General features: G+C 64.2%; 17 protein-coding genes. 9 read left to right on the forward strand and 8 right to left on the reverse strand.

Annotated elements, in window-relative coordinates:
* The first annotated feature begins 87 nt into the window (after positions 1-87).
* Positions 88-990, forward strand: coding sequence for a LysR family transcriptional regulator (locus tag NCR40_RS05390; RefSeq protein WP_250508912.1), 903 nt, complete (start codon positions 88-90; stop codon positions 988-990).
* A gap of 67 nt (positions 991-1,057) precedes the next feature.
* Complete coding sequence (locus tag NCR40_RS05395; RefSeq protein ID WP_244827729.1) at positions 1,058-1,492, forward strand: universal stress protein; 435 nt, start codon at positions 1,058-1,060, stop codon at positions 1,490-1,492.
* 85 nt (positions 1,493-1,577) lie between these two features.
* Here the strand turns inward: NCR40_RS05395 and aceA are convergent, their stop codons facing one another.
* The 3 genes from aceA to NCR40_RS05410 form a co-directional block, all read right to left on the reverse strand.
* Complete coding sequence (gene aceA / locus NCR40_RS05400; RefSeq protein ID WP_244827730.1) at positions 1,578-2,885, reverse strand: isocitrate lyase; 1,308 nt, start codon at positions 2,883-2,885, stop codon at positions 1,578-1,580.
* 385 nt (positions 2,886-3,270) lie between these two features.
* Positions 3,271-4,917, reverse strand: a complete 1,647-nt coding sequence (locus NCR40_RS05405) for a DEAD/DEAH box helicase (RefSeq protein ID WP_244827731.1) — start codon at positions 4,915-4,917, stop codon at positions 3,271-3,273.
* A gap of 467 nt (positions 4,918-5,384) precedes the next feature.
* Complete coding sequence (locus NCR40_RS05410) at positions 5,385-5,654, reverse strand: acyl-CoA-binding protein (RefSeq protein WP_244827732.1); 270 nt, start codon at positions 5,652-5,654, stop codon at positions 5,385-5,387.
* A 174-nt stretch (positions 5,655-5,828) separates the two neighbouring features.
* Between NCR40_RS05410 and tsaB the strand changes: the two genes are divergently transcribed.
* From tsaB to NCR40_RS05430, 4 genes are read left to right on the forward strand one after another with little or no spacing between them, the layout of a single operon-like run.
* On the forward strand, positions 5,829-6,614 hold the full coding sequence (gene tsaB, locus NCR40_RS05415) for a tRNA (adenosine(37)-N6)-threonylcarbamoyltransferase complex dimerization subunit type 1 TsaB (RefSeq protein WP_250508913.1): 786 nt from the start codon (positions 5,829-5,831) through the stop codon (positions 6,612-6,614).
* On the forward strand, positions 6,611-7,105 hold the full coding sequence (gene rimI, locus NCR40_RS05420; protein ID WP_244827734.1) for a ribosomal protein S18-alanine N-acetyltransferase: 495 nt from the start codon (positions 6,611-6,613) through the stop codon (positions 7,103-7,105). The genes tsaB and rimI overlap by 4 nt, the downstream gene beginning before the upstream one ends.
* Positions 7,092-8,261 (forward strand): uracil-DNA glycosylase family protein, encoded by a 1,170-nt coding sequence (locus tag NCR40_RS05425; protein WP_250508914.1) that lies wholly within the window; start codon positions 7,092-7,094, stop codon positions 8,259-8,261. The genes rimI and NCR40_RS05425 overlap by 14 nt, the downstream gene beginning before the upstream one ends.
* Entirely contained in the window at positions 8,261-9,409 is a 1,149-nt protein-coding gene (locus tag NCR40_RS05430; RefSeq protein ID WP_250508915.1) for a DUF1853 family protein, read from the forward strand. Before NCR40_RS05425 ends, NCR40_RS05430 begins: the two co-directional genes overlap by 1 nt.
* 23 nt (positions 9,410-9,432) lie before the next feature.
* On the opposite strand, the gene thiD is transcribed toward NCR40_RS05430, so the two are convergent.
* Genes thiD through lplT form a run of 4 tightly spaced genes read right to left on the reverse strand, consistent with a single transcriptional unit; the run spans position 9,433 to position 13,086 of the window.
* Positions 9,433-10,245, reverse strand: coding sequence for a bifunctional hydroxymethylpyrimidine kinase/phosphomethylpyrimidine kinase (gene thiD, locus NCR40_RS05435; protein WP_250508916.1), 813 nt, complete (start codon positions 10,243-10,245; stop codon positions 9,433-9,435).
* Between the two features lie 16 nt (positions 10,246-10,261).
* A complete protein-coding gene (gene thiE, locus NCR40_RS05440) occupies positions 10,262-10,903 on the reverse strand; it encodes a thiamine phosphate synthase (protein ID WP_250508917.1) in 642 nt (213 codons plus the stop codon).
* A gap of 11 nt (positions 10,904-10,914) precedes the next feature.
* Positions 10,915-11,730: a hydroxyethylthiazole kinase gene (thiM, locus tag NCR40_RS05445; RefSeq protein ID WP_250508918.1), complete on the reverse strand. Its 816-nt coding sequence runs from the start codon at positions 11,728-11,730 to the stop codon at positions 10,915-10,917.
* Positions 11,731-11,778: 48 nt separating this feature from the next.
* Positions 11,779-13,086 (reverse strand): lysophospholipid transporter LplT, encoded by a 1,308-nt coding sequence (lplT, locus tag NCR40_RS05450; RefSeq protein WP_244827740.1) that lies wholly within the window; start codon positions 13,084-13,086, stop codon positions 11,779-11,781.
* A 294-nt stretch (positions 13,087-13,380) separates the two neighbouring features.
* Between lplT and alr the strand changes: the two genes are divergently transcribed.
* The 3 genes from alr (at position 13,381) to NCR40_RS05465 (ending at position 16,316) form a co-directional block, all read left to right on the forward strand.
* Complete coding sequence (alr, locus tag NCR40_RS05455) at positions 13,381-14,451, forward strand: alanine racemase (protein WP_244827741.1); 1,071 nt, start codon at positions 13,381-13,383, stop codon at positions 14,449-14,451.
* A gap of 42 nt (positions 14,452-14,493) precedes the next feature.
* Positions 14,494-15,882, forward strand: a complete 1,389-nt coding sequence (gene radA, locus NCR40_RS05460) for a DNA repair protein RadA (RefSeq protein ID WP_244827742.1) — start codon at positions 14,494-14,496, stop codon at positions 15,880-15,882.
* 170 nt (positions 15,883-16,052) lie between these two features.
* Positions 16,053-16,316 (forward strand): DUF2866 domain-containing protein, encoded by a 264-nt coding sequence (locus NCR40_RS05465; RefSeq protein WP_244827743.1) that lies wholly within the window; start codon positions 16,053-16,055, stop codon positions 16,314-16,316.
* Positions 16,317-16,469: 153 nt separating this feature from the next.
* Here the strand turns inward: NCR40_RS05465 and NCR40_RS05470 are convergent, their stop codons facing one another.
* Positions 16,470-18,410: an ATP-binding cassette domain-containing protein gene (locus tag NCR40_RS05470; RefSeq protein WP_250508919.1), complete on the reverse strand. Its 1,941-nt coding sequence runs from the start codon at positions 18,408-18,410 to the stop codon at positions 16,470-16,472.
* Between the last annotated feature and the right edge of the window lie 130 nt (positions 18,411-18,540).

The following is an 18,540-nucleotide window of genomic DNA, read 5'->3' on the forward strand; positions in this document are numbered from 1 at the left end:
GAAGGAAAAAGCATCGCCGGATCACTTGATCTTTTACTTTTTAATACCTAATCTGAGCGCGAGTCCCGCATTTGACGACAAAAACGCATGGATCGATTCAAGCAGATTGAGACGTTCGCGGCCGTCGCGGCAAAAGGCAGCTTGTCGGCGGCGGCGCAGGCGGAAGGCATCGCGCCCGCAGTGATCGGCAGGCGGCTCGACGCGCTGGAAGAACGGCTCGGCGTCAAGCTGCTCGTGCGCACGACGCGCAAGATCACGCTGACGTTCGAAGGCTCGGCGTTTCTCGAAGACTGCCAGCGCATCATCAACGACATGCAGAACGCGGAATCGAGCGTGTCGGCGGGCGGCGTGAAGGCGAGCGGGCATCTGCGCGTGTCGGCGCCGGCGGGCTTCGGGCGGCGTCACGTCGCGCCGCTCGTGCCGAAATTCACGTCGCTGCATCCGGACGTTTCCGTGAGCCTCGATCTCACCGACCGCATGGTCGATCTCGTCAACGAAGGCTTCGATTGCGCCGTGCGTCTCGGCGAGTTGCCGGATTCGTCGCTCGTGTCGCTCAAACTCGGCGAGAACCGGCGCGTGTGCGTGGCGTCGCCCGACTATCTCGCGAAATTCGGCGAACCCGCGGACCTCGCGGCGCTTGCGCATCACAACTGTCTCGCGCTTGGGGCATCGGCGAATCAGCAGCGCGGCTGGGTGTTTCAGCAAGATGGCAAGGTAGTGACGATCAAAGTCTCCGGCACGATGGAGTGCTCGGACGGCGCCGTGCTGCACGAGTGGTGCATGGAAGGGCGCGGGCTCGCGTGGCGGTCGTGGTGGGAGGTGGGCGACGATATCGGCGCGGGACGCCTCGAGAGCGTGCTCGATGCGTTCGCCGCGCCGCCTATCGGCATCCACGCCGTTTTTCCGCAACGCCGGCACTTGCCGTTGCGCGTGCGTCTTTTTCTCGATCTGCTCAAGCATACGTATAACGCTTCGGGATACTGGGGATGAACCGCCCTTGATCGCGCGTTTGCGGCACTAGAATGAAAGCACGCACCGACGCCCGAAGGAGGACGCCATGTTCAAACACATCCTTGTGCCGACGGACGGTTCCGAACTGTCGCAAAAGGCCATCGACGGCGCGATCGACCTCGCGCAATCCGTTGGCGCACGCATCACGGCTTACGCGTGCCTGCCGCAATACCCTTATTCGCCTTTCGCCGATGTCGCCGTCGAACCACCCGACGACTTCCACACGCGCGCCGAACGCGAAGCCCGCGATCATCTGCGCGCCGTCGAACGCGCGGCGATCGCGGCAGGCGTGGCGTGCGACAGCGTGACGAGCATCGACGCGGCGCCGTATATCGGCATCATCGAGGCGGCGGAGGGCAACGGCTGCGACGTGATCCTGATGGCCTCGCACGGCAGACGCGGGCTCGGCAGTCTCCTGATCGGCAGCGAGACACAGCGCGTGCTTACGCATACCAAGATTCCGGTCATCGTCTATCGGTGACAGGTCACGGTGAAATGAAAAACGGCGGCCATGTCGCCACGGCCGCCGTCGGTTTCACTGCGCTCCCTGATTCAGCCTGCCGCTTTTACGCGACCTTTTTGTCGAAGAACTGCTCGTCTTCCGTCGATCCATGCAGCGCGGTCGTCGATGCGTCGCGTTCGACCGTTTGCGTGACGGCATCGAAATAGCCGGTGCCCACTTCGCGTTGATGCTTGACCGCCGTGAAACCCTTGTCGGCGGCAGCGAATTCCGCTTGCTGCAGTTCGACGAATGCGCTCATCTGCGAGCGCGCGTAGCCGTGCGCGAGGTTGAACATCGAGTAGTTCAGCGCGTGGAAACCCGCGAGCGTGATGAACTGGAACTTGTAGCCCATTGCGCCGAGTTCGCGCTGGAACTTGGCGATGGTCGCGTCGTCCAGATTCTTCTTCCAGTTGAACGACGGCGAGCAGTTGTACGAGAGCATCTTGCCCGGGAACTGCTTGTGGATGGCTTCGGCGAATTTCTTCGCGTATTCCAGGTCCGGCTTGCCGGTTTCGCACCATACGAGGTCCGCATACGGCGCGTAGGCGAGGCCGCGCGACACTGCCTGATCCAGCCCCGGACGCGTGCGATAGAAGCCCTCCACGGTGCGCTCGCCGGTCAGGAACGGCTTGTCGTTGTCGTCGATGTCGGACGTGACGAGATCGGCGGCTTCGGCATCCGTGCGCGCAATGACGAGCGTCGGCGTGCCGCAGACGTCGGCGGCGAGACGCGCGGCCGTCAGCTTCGCGACGTTCTCACGCGTGGGCACCAGCACCTTGCCTCCCATGTGGCCGCACTTTTTCACCGACGCCAACTGGTCCTCGAAGTGCACGCCCGCTGCGCCGGCTTCGATCATCGCCTTCATCAGTTCGAAGGCGTTGAGCACGCCGCCGAAACCGGCTTCGGCATCCGCGACGATCGGCGCGAAGTAATCGACGTAGCCGGCATCGCCCGGATTCTTGCCTTCGGACCATTGAATCTGATCGGCGCGCGTAAGCGTGTTGTTGATGCGCTTCACGACGAGGGGCACCGAGTTCGCCGGATACAACGACTGATCCGGATACATCTCGCCCGCGACATTGGCATCGCCCGCGACTTGCCAGCCGGACAGGTAGATGGCCTTGAGGCCGGCTTTCACCTGCTGCATCGCCTGATTGCCAGTCAATGCGCCAAGCGCGTTGACGAACGGCTCTTCATGAATCGACGCCCACAGCTTTTCAGCGCCACGCCGCGCGAGCGTGTGCTCGACCGGCACGGAGCCGCGCAGACGCACCACGTCCTCCGCCGAATAGCTGCGCTTGACACCTTTCCAGCGCGAATCCGTTTCCCATTCCTGATGGAGTTGTTGGGCTTGCTGTTGACGTGAGGTCATGGCGTTTCTCCTTGAGATTGAACTGAGTTCCTTGGCGATTTGAGCTTCGGTGCGCCGAGGTCGGCGGTTTCGTTTGCTCAACTCTTATATAAGAGTCTAGGCAAATTGCCGCCCGCAACACAGTCCCTGCAGAGAGATTTTCGGATAATAATTTTCGTTAAAATACAATGAGATGGAGCAATATTTCCACGATGCGAAACACGGTTTTCCATCTTGCAACGCCCGACGTTGTGCCGCGCAGCACATCTTTTGCGACGCAAAAGATCATTGCACATCATGAAATATGGCGAGCGACGAAAAAAAACCGACGCGCGTGGCATCGGTTTTTTTTGTGCTATCGGGCAAAGTGGCTCGAAAGCCGCCTTGCCGTTTAAGCGATCAAGGCTTAGCTGCCGCGGCGCGGGGCGCGCGGACCATCGCTGCGGCGGGCGAAACCGTCACGCTGGCCACCAAAACCGCCATCGCGCGAACCGCCACGATAACCGCCTTCGCTGCCGCCGGCGTTGGCGCCGCGATAGCCGCCGCCTTCACCGCGATAACCGCCTTCGCGCGAACCGGTGCTCGGCTTGTTACCGTAGCCGCTGGCGTTGGACGCGCCGTAGCCGCGGCCACCGCCGTTACCGCTGCCGCCATTGCCACCGCCGCTGCCGAAGCGACGACCGCCGCCATTGCCGCCGCCCGGACGACCACGGCCGCCAGCGCCGCCACCGAAACCACCCTTAGGCGGCGACTTGCGCGGCTCGAAGCCGACCACGACGTTCACCGGCAGCGGCGAACGCACGAAGCGCTCGATACGCTTCAGCGCGCCGATTTCAGCGTAATGCACGAGGCTCACCGCGATGCCGCTGCGGCCCGCGCGACCCGTGCGGCCGATACGGTGCACGTAGTCTTCCGCGAACTTCGGCAGATCGTAGTTGAACACGTGCGTGATGCCGGGAATGTCGATACCGCGTGCAGCCACGTCGGTCGCGACCAACACGCGAACGCGCTTTTCGCGCAGCGCGCGGATCGTGCGATTGCGTGCGCCTTGCGGCAGGTCGCCGTGCAATGCGGCGGAATCGAAGCCAGCGTCCGACAGGCGGTTGGCGATCAGGTCCGCGTCGCTCTTGGTCGCCGTGAAGACGATTGCCTGATCGAGGCCTTCGTCGCGCAGCAGATGGTCGAGCAGACGATCCTTGTGATCGCGGTCATCGACGTAATGCACGTGTTGCGCGATGTTGTCGCGCGCTTCGAGCTTCTGAACGATCTCGATGCGCTCAGGGTCCTTCAACAGACGGCCGGTAAGTGAAGCGATCTTGCCGTCGATGGTGGCCGAGAACAGCAGCGTCTGACGCGAAGCCGGCGTGGCGGCAACGATCGTTTCGATGTCGTCGATGAAGCCCATGTCTAGCATGCGGTCGGCTTCGTCGAGCACGAGCATGTCGAGAGTCGACAGGTCGATACGGCCACGTTCGAGGTGATCGATCAAACGACCCGGCGTGGCGACGAGAATCTCAGGGTTCTTCGCAAGCAGCATCAATTGCTGGCCGTAAGCCACGCCGCCGAGAATGCTGACCGTGCGCAGACGCTTCAGATGACGGCCATAGGTCGTCGCGGCAGCGGAAACCTGCATGGCGAGTTCGCGGGTCGGCGTGAGCACGAGCAGACGCGGGCGCGCGACGGGTTGCTGACGGCGCACCGGCTTGGCATTCGGGTCACGCGGGGCGCGCGGTTGCTGCGCCTGGAGCTTTTCCATTTGCGCGAATTTTTCGATGGCGGGCAGCATGAACGCGGCCGTCTTGCCCGAACCGGTCGGGCTGGAGACGAGCAGATCGCGGCCGGCGAGCGCTGCGGGAATCGCGCGCTGCTGAACCGGCGTCGGCGACTGATAGCCTGCGGCGGTCAGCGCGGAGACGATGTCGGCGGACAGGCCAAGCGACTCGAACGTCGGGCCTTCGGGTTGTGCCACGGCTTGTACTGCGGGTGCTGCGGGGAGGTCTAGTGCTTGTGCTGCGATGTTGTCCAACGGGCTGGGGGTAATGCTCGAAGTCATGTCGATCCTTGAAACGGGAAATGAGGCGTCGGCGCCAATCGGCATACCCAGGTCGTTGGATTCAGCGAGCGAAGAAACAGCGAGCAAATCGAAAAACGGGGGCCACTCGCACGCATAAGCGGCGAGAATCTTTTTAGAAGCTGTATAGGATACGGCAGACCCGAGGGGCGCTGACGTCAGCCTGATGCATGACGGGCCGATAGATGCGAACAACACAACGCGCTAATACAACACGCAGACGGCCTGGCAGGGAGGGGACAGTTTCTAAACTGGATTGGAGCAAAACGCTACGAAACGCTTTGTTGCTCGGAGGATCACCGATCTTGCTTGGGTCTTTCTCGGGTGATGCAACTTACAGTCAAGCGCTGACCGCTAGTATATCGTAGTTTGTTGCACCGCGCCACATGATGAAGCACCTGCGCGCCAATTTCGGGCATTAAAGCGCGCCGGCATACTTGGTTCGTGAATTAGTCAGCGTCGCCGCGTCTGAGCGAATCGACCAATTCCACGTAACGCCGCTTGGCGTCGTCGGCGGGTGTGCCTTTGAGCGCGGCCCAGGCTTCGTACTTGTACTTGCCGGCGATATCGGTGAAGCCTGGCTTGTCGCCTTGAACGTCGCCGAGACTGCCTTGCTTGAATAGCGCATACAGGCGCAGCAGCGTGAGATTGCCGGGGCGCTCGGTCAACTGCGTGACATCATTCTGCGCCTGGGCGAATTGCTGATCGATCTCGGTCATGCGCGTTTCTCCTGCGAGTCTTTGGGCTGCCGATCTTAGCAAGCGCATTCTCCCGAATGGGTCGAGGTTTTCTTCGAACCGAGCGAAGCCTCCAGAGCCCACGCATCGCCGAAACGCGTCGCGCCGATTCAGATGGCGCGAAAGCGTCGCGGGTCCCGCATTACAATACCGGCTATGACACGCACCGTTCTGCTCGCCCTCGATACCTCGACGGAGTTCTGCTCCGTTGCGCTCTTGCTCGCCAATTCTTCTTCTCCTTCCGATACCGTCGCCCCGCAATACCTACACGACGATCTACGCGTCTGGTATCGCCACGAGGCGACGGGCGCGGTATCCAGCACGCGGCTGCTGCCCGCGGTGCGCGAGTTGTGCGAGGACGCTGGCGTCACGCTTGCCGAATGTTCGGCGATCGCGTTCGGCGCGGGTCCGGGCTCCTTCACGGGATTGCGCACCGCGACAGGCGTCGCGCAGGGTTTGGCGTTCGGCTTGAACGTGCCGGTCGTGCCCGTGAGCACGCTCTTCGCATGCGCACAAGCGGCGCGCCTGCACGACGCAGCGCTGCCAGCGCGCGTGCTCGTCGCACTCGATGCACGCATGGACGAAGTCTACTGGGCCGACTTCGAGTTCGACGATGCAACGGGCGCGTGGCGCACGCTGCATCCCGCATCGCTCGATGCACCGGCGGCCGTACCGCTTCCCGATGTCCCCTTTGCGCTCGCGGGCAACGCCGCAACGGCTTTTGGCGAGCGTTTTCCCGCGCTTGCAGCCGCGACGGTCGTCGATCGTCATGCCTTGCCGCACGCGCTTCCCGTCGCGCTGATCGCGTTTCGCGAATGGCGCGCGGGACGGGCGATTGCACCTGAACTGGCCGCGCCCGACTATATCCGCGACAAGGTGGCGCAAACGACGGCGGAGCGCATGCAGGCGCGCGCCGCATCGGGCGAGGGGGCGCTGCGGTGAGCGGCGTGCTGCTGGCGGACCGGTATCTGACGCCGATGACCGAGGCCGATCTCGACGAAGTCGCCGCCGTCGAAAAGATGGCGTACGAGTTTCCGTGGAGCCGCGGCAATTTTCAGGACTCGTTGCGCAATGGTTATTACGGCGTGTGCTTGCGGCATGTGACGGGCACGCTCATCGGCTATTGCGTGCTGATGCCGGTCGTCGATGAAATGCATCTGCTCAACCTGTGCGTCGCGCCGAGTGCGCAGCGCGCTGGAGCGGGGCTCACGCTGTTGCGCGAGGCGGTGCGCATCACGCGTACGGAAAAGCTCGAAGGCGTGTTGCTCGAAGTGCGGCCGTCGAACCCGCGTGCCATTCAGCTTTACGAGCGCTTTGGCTTCGTGGCCATCGGGCGCCGGAAAAATTATTATCCCGCGCGGCACCGTTCGCGCGAGGACGCAATCGTCATGCGTCTGTCGTTTCCGAAGGAGAGTGCGCATGGCGCTCGATGATCTGCTTGTGGAAGAACTCGGCTTTGGGCCGGTGTGGGTGCGGCGGCGGGTGAGCGAGGCGGGTGGCGCGTCTTCGGCTTCCTTGACGTTGCCATCGGAAGTTGCAGTCGAGGCGCGGCTTTCGCGTTCGTCGCGTGGCGAAGTGGCAAGTCCGGATGCGGACGAGGCGGCATCGTTGGCTTCGAAAACATCGGAGGCGCGGTTGACGCCTCTTCCGGCGGCCAATCCACGCGACGCATCAGCGACGCGTCGGGGAGATGTGGCGAGCCCAACCACTGGCGATGCGCTGCCGGATCAAGCGCCTGAGGGTCGTGCGCAAGACGCATCGCCTGATGCCTTGGCCCACCAACCGCGCTTACGCGAAGCCGAAGCCGAAGCCGAAGCCGTCACTCGCGCCGATCGCGAACCGGCACGCGCCGCACGCGAACCAAGCCCGCCTCAAGACCACGAAGCCCCTTTCGAAGCCTACGACGATCTCCCGTGGACCGACGATGCGCCGTTTTACGCACCGTCGCCCGCCGCAGCCGACGCCCCGAGCGACATCCATACGCTCGATTGGGACACGCTCGCCGCGCGCGTTGCCGATTGCGAACGCTGCCGCCTGTGCGAGCGCCGCACCAACACGGTGTTCGGCGTCGGCGACCGCGAAGCGGATTGGCTGCTCATCGGCGAGGCGCCCGGCGAGAACGAGGACAAGGAAGGCGAACCGTTCGTCGGCCAGGCCGGCAAGCTGCTCGACAACATGCTGCGCGCGCTCGAACTGTCGCGCGAGTCGAACGTCTTCATCACCAACGTGTTGAAGTGCCGTCCGCCCGGCAATCGCAATCCGGAACCCGAGGAAGTCGCGCGCTGCGAGCCTTATCTGCAACGTCAGGTCGAGCTCGTCAAGCCGAAGATCATCGTCGCGCTCGGGCGCTTCGCGGCGCAGAGTCTTCTCAAGACGGACGGCAGCATCGCGTCGATGCGCGGCCGCGTGCATGAATATCGCGGCGTGCCGGTGGTGGTCACGTATCACCCCGCGTATCTGCTGCGCAGCCTGCCCGACAAGGCCAAGGCCTGGGCGGATCTGTGCCTCGCGCGCGGCACGTACCGGGATGCGCTCGCCGCGCTCGGCGTCGAGGCGGGCGCGCAGGAAGGACGAAAGGGCGGCCGCTGATGTCGGCGCCATCGCCGGATTTCGCGCGCATCGTCGATGGTTTCGGCGACACGACGGTGCGGGATCTGGCGTGGCTGCTACTCTCGCCGGACTTGCTCGACGAGCATCATGCGGGCGCGCGGCTCGCTCATCCCTTCGACTCGGAAGCAATGCGGCGAACGACGCTCGCGTGGCTCGCCGAACTCGATGCCGCGCCCGACGCGCTCCACGCCCACACGCGCAACCCAAAGAGCACTCGGCTCGGCATCTATGCGGAAAGCCTGCTGGAATTCTTCCTGGCGCACGGGCCGGCGGCGCGCCTGATCGCCGCGAACGTGCAGATACGGCGTCAGCGTCGCACCATCGGCGAATGCGATTTTCTGCTCGAAACGGCGGACGGCGCGCGGCTGCATTGGGAACTCGCGGTGAAGTTTTATCTGCATATCGGCAAACCTGTCGCGCAAAGCGGTGGCGAGATCGACGCGCCGTCCGGTGCGCGTCTGCCGGATCGCTTCGCCGGTGAACACGCCGCGCAAGGCGGTGTCGATATCGACGCGTCGTCAGGCGCGCGTCTGCCAGGCCGCATTGTCGGTGAATGCGCCGCGCAAAACGTCGGCGCTGACGCCGCGTCGCCAAGTTCACGACTTTCCGACTACGTGGGACCGAACTTGCAGGATCGCTTCGATCTGAAACATGCGCGCTTGCTGACGCATCAGTCCACGCTGACGGCGCGTCCTGAGTTCATCGCGCTGGGTTACGAAGGACCGTGGGAGCCGCGCTTGTTCATCAAGGGGCGGCTCTTCTATCGCGATGAAGGCGTCGCGAGCGCGCCTGAAATCGGCGAGCAGCATTTGCGCGGCTGGTGGATGACGGTATCAGACTGGCGCGAGAAGCGTGGCACGGCAAGCAATGCCTGCGATGAGCGCGCGTGGATCGTGCAGCCACGACTCGCGTGGCTGGCTTCGCGGCGGCTCCGCGCAGACGATGCGAACGCGTTGTTGGCCGAGGCATCGGTGATTCATGCGCGTCTGCAAGAGATTGCCATGCCGACGATGATCGCGGCTTATCGACGCGATGATGCGGGCAACTGGCGCGAGGAATCGCGCGGCTTCATCGTGCCGGACGATTGGCCGGAGCGCGCGCGGATCTTTGCGGCGGCGCGGTTATAGAGCGTTCAGGCGCGCGCCGACCGCTACCACCAGCGATAAAAATGATGCACCGGCCCGACGCCGTGCCCGACATCGAGCCGCGCGCTCGCTTCGATCGCGCCCGTGAGATAGCGCTTCGCTTCAGCCGCCGCGCTCGCGAGATCGTCCGTTTGCGGAATCAGCGCCGCAATCGCCGACGACAACGTGCATCCCGTCCCGTGTGTATTCTTGAGCGGCACGCGCGCACCGTTAAGCCGCATCGAACCGCTTGCCTCGACGAGCCAGTCGGGACTATCGGCCGAAACAAGATGGCCGCCTTTCATCAGCACCGCGCGCGCGCCGAGCGAGCGCAACGCTTCGCCCTGACGGACCATTTCGTCTTCGGCGACGGCTGGCGTCGAGCCGAGCAGCGCCGCCGCCTCCGGCAGATTCGGCGTCACCAGCGTGGCAAGCGGAAGCAGTTCGTCGCGCAACGCCGCCACCGCTTCCGGCGCGAGGAGCGCGTGATTGCTCTTGGAAATCATCACGGTATCCAGCACGACATGCGTCGGCTTATGCCGCCTGAGCGCATCGGCGACGGCGCGCACGATATCCGCGTTCGCCAGCATGCCGATCTTCACCGCGTCGATGCGAATGTCGTCGAACACGGCATCGAGTTGCGCGGTGATAAACGCCGCTTCCGGCGCATGCACGGCCGTGACGCCGCACGTGTTCTGCGCCGTGAGCGCCGTGATGACGCTTGCGCCGTACGCGCCGAGCGCGGAGAACGCTTTCAGATCGGCCTGGATGCCCGCGCCGCCGCCCGAGTCGGAACCGGCGATGGTGAGCACGTTGGGGATGGTTTTCGTATCGGCCATAAGGTGACGGTGAGGTTCAGGCGCGTTCGATGATCTCGCGCAAGACGCGCGACGCGTCGCGGGGATCGGCCGCCTTGCAGATTGCGGAGACGACGGCAAGACCCGCGGGTTTCGCGCGCATGACATCCGCGGCACTGTGCGTCTGAATGCCGCCGATCGCCACCGTGGGCAAACACGCATCGGCGACGAGCGCAGCCAGGCCATCGATACCGCATGGCGCCGATGCATCGGTCTTCGTCGGCGTGGCGTACACCGGTCCCGCGCCGAGGTAATCGACGGTTCCTCGTAGCGCGTTCGCCGCGTCGAGTTCGGCGCGATCGGCCACCGACAAACCGATGATCGCATCCGCGCCCAGCAAGCGCCGCACGGCGTCGGCCGGCAGATCGCGCTGCCCGACATGCACGCCATCGGCCCCGACTGCAAGCGCGACATCCACCTGATCGTTGATGATGAGCGGCACGCCATGCGCACGCGTGAGCGGCAGCAGATCGCGCGCGAGCTCGTACCACGCGCGCTTGTGCCACTCGGGCGCGCGTAATTGCAAGATGGTCGCGCCGCCTTCGAGCGCCGCGCGCGCCACGGCAAGCGCCGCAGCGTGTCCGCCGCACTGCACGGGATCGAGCACGAGATAAAGCGAAAGATCGAAGGAAGGCCGCATTTGCCGAGCGATCAGGAAAGCGCGACGTCACGCGTGACGAGCGTCTGCCCGAACGCGTTCTCGTCGAGTGAGGCCAGCCGGTCGAGATACGCGACCGCGAAACTGCCGGGCAGGGCGGCATCGCGCGCGGCGAGTTCGCCCGCAATCGTCGTATGGGCGATGGCCGCGACCGTCGCCGCGAAGTGTTCATCGCGCGATGTCGCGGTGGCGATGAACGCCGCGACCGTCGCCGAGAGCGCGCAGCCCACGCCGGTTACGCGCGTCATCAGCGGCGAGCCGTTCGACAGCGCGACGACCTGCCGGCCATCGGTGATGTAGTCGGTGGCGCCCGTCACCGCGACGACTGCCTGTGTCCTGAGCGCGAGGATCTGGGCGGCGTCGAGCGCGGCGTCGGTGGCGGCGGTGCTGTCCACGCCGCGTCCGCTTGCAGCGCCGCCCGAGAGACTGATGATCTCGGATGCGTTGCCGCGTATGACCGCTGGCGTGAGATCGAGCAGTTCGAGCGCGAATTCCGTGCGGAACGTGAGCGGGCCGACCGCGACCGGGTCTAGCACCCACGGCTTGCCGGCGCCGTTGGCGGCATCGACGGCGGCACGAATCGCGCGGGACTGCGGGACATCGAGCGTGCCGAGATTGACGGAGAGCGCGCCCGCGATCGGCGCGAATTCACCGACTTCCTCGCGCGCGACGACCATGGCCGGCGCGGCGCCGATGGCAAGCAGCACGTTGGCCGTGAAGTTGGTGACGACGAGATTCGTCAGGCAATGCACGAGCGGCGCATGACCGCGCACGCGCGTGACGAAGGAATAGAGATCGGCGGAAAGCATGATGGAAGAAGATTAGCCGATGCTACGAGCAAAGCGTGCCGCGCGCCTTCAATGCCGCGCTTCGCCGATCAGCGCGACGGAATCGAACGCGCGCTGATTCGCCTGATGCCGCCGCATGACGAAGTACATCATCAGGCACACGAAGGTGCCGAACAGCACGATCACGAACTGGATCGGCACGTCGAGCCACACCAGCACGGCGTAGAGGCACAGCATGACGAGCACGGAGAGATTCTCGTTGAAGTTCTGCACGGCGATCGAATGGCCCGCCGACAAGAGCACGTGCCCGCGATGCTGGAGCAGCGCGTTCATCGGCACGACGAAGAAGCCCGACAAGCCGCCGACGATCATCAGGAACAAATAGGCGACGAGCAGATACCCCGGAAAGTGCATCTTGCCGAAGTAGATGCCCCAGTGCGCGGGAAAGAGGTGGCGCGTGTAGAACGCCATCAGCATGACGGCGATGCCCATCATGATGCCCACCGGCAACACCGACAGCGAGCGCTTGAGCGGCACGCGCGCCGCCGCGAGCACCGCGCCGACCGCGACGCCCACCGCGATCACCGCCTGCAAGATGGCGGCCTGCGAGAGCGTCATGCCGAGCGACACTTCGGCCCATTTCAGTACGATGAACTGCAAGGTCGCGCCCGCGCCCCAGAAGAGCGTGGTGACCGCGAGCGAGATTTGTCCGAGCTTGTCGTGCCAGAGCGTCACGAAGCAACCGGCGAAATCGGTGATGAGCTTGATCGGCCGCGTTTCCTGCTTCGGATAACGCGCGCCGGTGTCGGGAATGCGCAGGTTGAAGATCGCGGCGATCACATACATCAGCACGATCACGAGCATGGCGGCTTCGGCGGGCGTATTGACTTTCGGAATGTGCAGACTGAGCAGATGCCCGGCAATATGCGGACTGATGAGCGCGCCGCCCATGACCGTGCCCAGGATGATCGACCCGACCGTGGTGCCTTCTATCCAGCCATTGGCGGCAACGAGCCGGTCGGCGGGCAGCAGTTCGGTGAGAATTCCGTACTTCGCGGGCGAGTAGGCCGCCGCGCCGAAGCCCACGATGCCGTAGGCCAGTAGCGGATGTGCGCCCACCAGCATGGTGATGCAGCCGACGACCTTGATGGAATTGGTGACGAACATCACCCGGCCCTTGGGCCGCGAGTCCGCGAAAGCGCCGACGAAAGCCGCGAGTACCACGTAGGAGAGCACGAAGAACAGCTTCAGGAGCGGCGTCATCCAGTTCGGGGCGTGAAGGTCTTTCAGCAGTGCAATGGCAGCAATCAGGAGAGCGTTGTCAGCCAGCGATGAGAAAAACTGCGCGGCCATGATGGTGTAAAAACCTTTTTTCATCTGATCCGAAGCTTTCCTCACTGCGGGTGATCCGCCCCGCCCGCCGGACATGCCGCTTGTCTTGCGATCGGGCTTATGCCTTTCGAAATGGGTTGTGCGCACGGCTTTATAACACGAAAATAGGCGCATTCTGACTAGCAGTAATCTCGATGACGCTCGAAAAACAGACGATCGTCCGCGAGTTTGTTCTTAAGATACTGATTCGCAAGGCGTCTTTGAGACCCGCAGCACGCAATGCCACGCTGGCGTATGCTCGCCCTTCCGACTGCCCGAACCGCAATTCCACACACGCTCATGCCGCGCCCCCTTTCTGCCACCATTCACACCGCCGCACTCGCCAACAATCTCTCCGTCGCACGAAAGCACGCGCCGAAATCCAAAATCTGGGCTGTCGTCAAGGCCAATGCTTATGGCCACGGACTTGCGCGAGCGTTCCCCGGACTTCGGGCAACGGACGGCTTCGGGCTTCTGGACCTCGAAGAAGCCGTAAAGTTGCGTGAATTGGGTTGGGCCGGGCCGATTCTTCTGCTCGAAGGCTTCTTCCGGCCGACCGATATCGACGTGATCGACCGCTACAGCCTGACCACGGCCGTGCATTGCGACGAGCAATTGCGCATGCTGGAAATGGCGCGGCTGTCCAAGCCTATCAATATCCAGTTGAAGATGAATAGCGGCATGAACCGGCTCGGCTACGTGCCCGAGCGGTTCCGCGCCGCGTGGGAGCGGGCGCGGGCGGTGCAGGGCATCGGGCAGATCACGCTCATGACCCATTTTTCCGATGCCGACAGCGAACGCGGCGTGGCGCATCAGCTGGCGGCGTTCGAACGCGGCGCGGAAGGCATTGCGGGGGCGCGCAGCCTGTCGAACTCGGCGGCGGTCCTGTGGCATCCGGCCGCGCACTTCGACTGGGTGCGGCCCGGCATCATTTTGTATGGCGCGTCGCCGTCGGGCGTGACGGCCGATGTCGCGAATCTCGGGCTGCGTCCGGCCATGACGCTTTCGTCGGAGCTGATCGCCGTGCAGACGGTCGAGGCGGGCAGCAGCATCGGTTACGGTTCCACTTACACGGCGGGACAGGCCATTCGCATCGGCGTGGTGGCGTGCGGTTATGCGGACGGATATCCGCGCGTGGCGCCGGAAGGCACGCCCGTTATCGTCGATGGCGTGAGGACGAAACTCGTCGGCCGCGTGTCCATGGACATGCTCACGGTCGATCTCACGCCGGTTCCGCATGCGGGCATCGGCTCGCGCGTCGAGCTGTGGGGCCCGAATCTGCCTATCGACGATGTCGCCTCTTCGTGCGGCACCATCGGCTATGAGTTGATGTGCGCGATCGCGCAACGCGTGCCGGTGCGCGCGGAATAATCCAGGCATCGAACTTCAACCGGACTTATAGCAAGGCAGCGCGTGGCAAAAGCAGCGAAAGCAAAGACGCTCTATATCTGTAGCGAATGCGGCGGACAAGCGCCGAAATGGACCGGCCAGTGTGCCGCGTGCGGGGCGTGGAATACGCTCGTGGAGTCGGTGGAGCAGGGCGCTTCGGCGCATCGCTTCCAGGCGCTCGCGAAGAGTTCGCCGGTGCAGCGGCTCGCCGACATCGAGGCCTCCGACGTGCCGCGTTTCACCACGGGCGTCGGCGAATTCGACCGGGTGCTCGGAGGCGGTCTCGTGCCCGGCGGCGTGGTGTTGATCGGCGGCGATCCGGGCATCGGCAAATCGACGTTGCTCTTGCAATCGCTTGCGGAAATCGCCCGCGAGCGGCGCGCGCTCTACGTGAGCGGCGAAGAATCCGGCGCGCAGATCGCGTTGCGCGCGGCGCGGCTCGGCCTGACGGGCGCGCGGGACAGCGCCGTCGGCGACCTCGGCTTGCTCGCGGAAATCCAGCTCGAAAAAATCCAGGCGACCATCGACGAGCAACGGCCGGAAGTCGCGGTCATCGATTCGATTCAGACCATCTATTCCGAAGCGCTCACCTCCGCGCCCGGCTCGGTCGCGCAGGTTCGCGAGTGCGCGGCGCAGTTGACGCGCATCGCCAAGCAGACCGGCACCGCGATCATCATGGTCGGCCACGTGACCAAGGAAGGCAGCCTCGCGGGGCCGCGCGTGCTGGAACATATCGTCGATACGGTGCTGTACTTCGAAGGCGATACGCACTCGTCGTTCAGGCTCGTGCGCGCCTTCAAGAACCGCTTCGGCGCGGTCAACGAACTCGGCGTGTTCGCCATGACCGAGCGCGGCTTGCGCGGCGTGGCGAATCCCTCGGCGCTCTTTTTGTCGCAGCACGAGCAGAGCGTGCCGGGGTCGTGCGTCCTGGTGACGCAGGAAGGCTCGCGGCCCTTGCTCGTCGAGGTACAGGCGCTCGTCGACACCGCGCACGTGCCCAATCCGCGACGCCTCGCGGTCGGGCTCGAACAGAACCGGCTCGCGCTCTTGCTCGCGGTGCTGCATCGGCATGCGGGCATCGCGTGTTTCGATCAGGACGTGTTCCTGAACGCCGTCGGCGGCGTGAAGATCACCGAACCCGCGGCCGATCTCGCCGTGCTGCTCGCCATCCATTCGTCGATGCGCAACAAGCCGCTGCCGAAGGGCCTCATCACGTTCGGCGAAGTGGGACTCGCCGGCGAGATCCGGCCTTCGCCGCGCGGACAAGACCGGCTCAAGGAAGCGGCCAAGCTGGGCTTTTCGGCCGCGCTGATTCCGAAGGCCAACGCGCCGAAGCAGCCTATCGACGGGCTGAACGTGATCGCGGTGGATCGGATCGAGGAAGCGATCGACCGCGTGCGCGACCTGGAGTGAGCTCCTGGCGCGCTTGGTCAGAGCTTCGTAATGCGGCGTAAAAATGTCGCGTCGATATGTAACCTGATTCGCGCGCGATCTTCTTATCCTTACAGGGCTACGGAACCGGCCGGCTTCGTCTGCTGTCTCGACACAGGCGAAGTGATTGCAAGGATCGAGAGGACCACGCTTTGAACCACATCAAATCAACGCGGCCCAAGCCCGCGTTTCATCTGCGCGGGTGCCGTGTCTCCGCGCCGCTGCAGCAGCCTTTCGGTGGCGGATGCCGGATCGTCGAATGGATCGACGGTGAAGGGCAGATTTCGCGTCGTGTCGTCGCGGCCGATGCCACCGAGGACGAAGTCGTCGCGACTATCCGCCGCCATGTGACGGGGCGCAAGCACGTGCTCGTCGACGACGAACGGCAACCAAGGCAGACCTTGCCGCGAAGGTGAAATTCGTGGCGGCGGCGTGGGCGAACGTGTTGCGTGTCGATCAGTGAAGGGTTCGCGCTTCCTACGAAGCACGGTGGCGTTCGAAGGCTTGCGGCGCGCCAGGCACGCGAAGCTACGTGAGTCCGGCCGCTCGATCAACGCGCCGCAAAGTCATCACCCGATCTGCTCAAGCTCTTCATGCGCTTCCAGCCACTCCATTTCGAGCGCCTCCAGCCGCGCGCCGACTTCGCCTTGCCGGCGAATGGTGTCGGTTAGCTTCGTTTTCATCGCGGCCTCGTAACTCGCGGGATCGGCCACGAACGCATCGAGCGTGGCTTTCTCCGCGTTCAGCGCATCCATTTCCTTTTCTATCTTCGCAATGCGCGACTGCAGCGGCTTCTTCAGATGCGCGAGCTTCTGCCGCTCCTGCGCCTCCAGACGGCGCTGTTCCTTGCGGTTCTGCGCGCTGTCCTGCGTGTCTGCGTTCGTGGACGACGCGCCATTCGCGTCCTTTGCCGCCGCGCGCGTTTCGGCGGCGTGTTGCAGCAGCCAGTCGCGATAATCGTCGAGATCGCCGTCGAACGGACTCAGACGATGCTTCGCCACCAGCATGAAGGTGTCGGTCGTCGCGCGCAGCAAGTGCCGGTCGTGCGACACGAGGATCAGCGTGCCTTCGAACTGCGCGAGCGCCATGGTGAGCGCGTGGCGGGTTTCGAGGTCGAGGTGATTGGTCGGCTCGTCCAGCAGCAGCAGATTCGGCTTCTGCCAAATGATAAGCGCCAGCGCGAGCCGCGCCTTTTCGCCACCGGAAAACGGTGCGATCTTCGCGGTCGCCATTTCGCCCGAAAAGTTGAAGCTGCCGAGAAAGTCGCGCAGTTCCTGCTCGCGCGTGTCGGGCGCAAGCCGCGCGAGATGCTGAAGGGCGGAGTCGTCGGGACGCAGCGTTTCGAGCTGATGCTGCGCGAAGTAGCCAATCTGCAAGCCCTTGCCTTGCCGCACGCTGCCGGACAGCGCGGCAAGCGTGCCGGCGAGCGTCTTGATGAGCGTCGATTTACCCTGCCCGTTCGCGCCGAGCAAGCCGATGCGCTGACCGTTTTGAATCGACAGCGTCACGCCTTCGACAATCGGAATCTCGATGCCCTCGGTCCGATAACCGCAGCGCACGTCTTCCATGACCATCATCGGATTGGGCGCGGCGTCGGGCGCGCGGAACTCGAACGTGAACGGCGAGCTCGCATGCGCGGGCGCGATCAGCTCCATCTTCTCCAGCGCCTTGACACGGCTTTGCGCCTGCTTGGCCTTGGTCGCCTTGGCCTTGAAGCGGTCGATGAAACTCTGCAGATGCGCCACCGTTCTCTGCTGCTTTTCGTAGGCGTTCTGCTGCAAGGCGACCTGCTGCGCGCGCAGCACTTCGAACTGGCTGTAGTTGCCGCCGTAGCGCTTGATCTGACGATTCTCAAGATGCAGCGTGACATTGCAGACCGCGTCGAGAAATTCGCGGTCGTGCGAAATCACGACGAGCGTGCCGGGATAACGGCCGAGCCAGTCTTCGAGCCAGATGATTGCATCGAGGTCCAGGTGATTCGTGGGTTCGTCGAGCAGCAAGAGGTCGGACGGACACATCAGCGCCTGCGCCAGATTCAGGCGCATGCGCCAACCGCCCGAGAAGCTCGTCACCGGTTCGCGTGTCTGCGCGAGCGTGAAGCCCAGGCCGAGCAACAGCGTTTCAGCGCGCGCGGGCGCGGTGTAGCCGTCGGCATCGGCGAAAGCGGCGTGGGCTTCGGCTTCGGCCGCGCCGTCATGCGCCGCCGAAGCCGCCGCGATGCGTGCCTCGATAGCCCGCAGTCGCGTGTCGCCGTCGAGCGTGTAGTCGAGCGCCGTGCGGTCCACGGCGGGCATTTCCTGTGCGACATGCGCAATGCGCCACGAAGGCGGCAGCGCGAAATCGCCGCCGTCCGCGTGCAACTCGCCGCGCAACACGGAGAAGAGCGTGGATTTGCCCGCGCCGTTCGCGCCGACGAGACCGGCTTTCTCGCCCGGATTGAGCGTGAAACTGGTCTCTTCGAAAAGCGGCTTGGTGCCGCGGGAGAGGCTGAACTGGTTGAAGCGAATCACGGGAAATGGCGGCGCGACATGAGGGAAAACGCTATTTTAGACTGCGGCCACGAAGCGCCGGGGGTCGTCCGTTCGGCCAATGGCGGTAAGTGGCGCGCGGTAGTAGCATCGCCTTTCTTCGAATCTTTCC

Origin of the sequence: Caballeronia sp. GACF4, from assembly GCF_023631025.1 — a bacterium.
Taxonomy (GTDB): Bacteria; Pseudomonadota; Gammaproteobacteria; order Burkholderiales; family Burkholderiaceae; genus Caballeronia.

Bases quoted from the DNA above. Each gene is read 5' to 3' on its own strand.
- lplT (WP_244827740.1), bottom strand. From the start codon at position 13,086: ATGAAAAAAGGTTTTTACACCATCATGGCCGCGCAGTTTTTCTCATCG.
- NCR40_RS05390 (WP_250508912.1), top strand. From the start codon at position 88: ATGGATCGATTCAAGCAGATTGAGACGTTCGCGGCCGTCGCGGCAAAA.
- NCR40_RS05425 (WP_250508914.1), top strand. From the start codon at position 7,092: ATGGCGCTCGATGATCTGCTTGTGGAAGAACTCGGCTTTGGGCCGGTG.
- thiM (WP_250508918.1), bottom strand. From the start codon at position 11,730: ATGCTTTCCGCCGATCTCTATTCCTTCGTCACGCGCGTGCGCGGTCAT.
- NCR40_RS05405 (WP_244827731.1), bottom strand. From the start codon at position 4,917: ATGACTTCGAGCATTACCCCCAGCCCGTTGGACAACATCGCAGCACAA.
- thiE (WP_250508917.1), bottom strand. From the start codon at position 10,903: ATGCGGCCTTCCTTCGATCTTTCGCTTTATCTCGTGCTCGATCCCGTG.
- NCR40_RS05410 (WP_244827732.1), bottom strand. From the start codon at position 5,654: ATGACCGAGATCGATCAGCAATTCGCCCAGGCGCAGAATGATGTCACG.
- NCR40_RS05430 (WP_250508915.1), top strand. From the start codon at position 8,261: ATGTCGGCGCCATCGCCGGATTTCGCGCGCATCGTCGATGGTTTCGGC.
- thiD (WP_250508916.1), bottom strand. From the start codon at position 10,245: ATGGCCGATACGAAAACCATCCCCAACGTGCTCACCATCGCCGGTTCC.
- aceA (WP_244827730.1), bottom strand. From the start codon at position 2,885: ATGACCTCACGTCAACAGCAAGCCCAACAACTCCATCAGGAATGGGAA.
- NCR40_RS05395 (WP_244827729.1), top strand. From the start codon at position 1,058: ATGTTCAAACACATCCTTGTGCCGACGGACGGTTCCGAACTGTCGCAA.
- tsaB (WP_250508913.1), top strand. From the start codon at position 5,829: ATGACACGCACCGTTCTGCTCGCCCTCGATACCTCGACGGAGTTCTGC.
- alr (WP_244827741.1), top strand. From the start codon at position 13,381: ATGCCGCGCCCCCTTTCTGCCACCATTCACACCGCCGCACTCGCCAAC.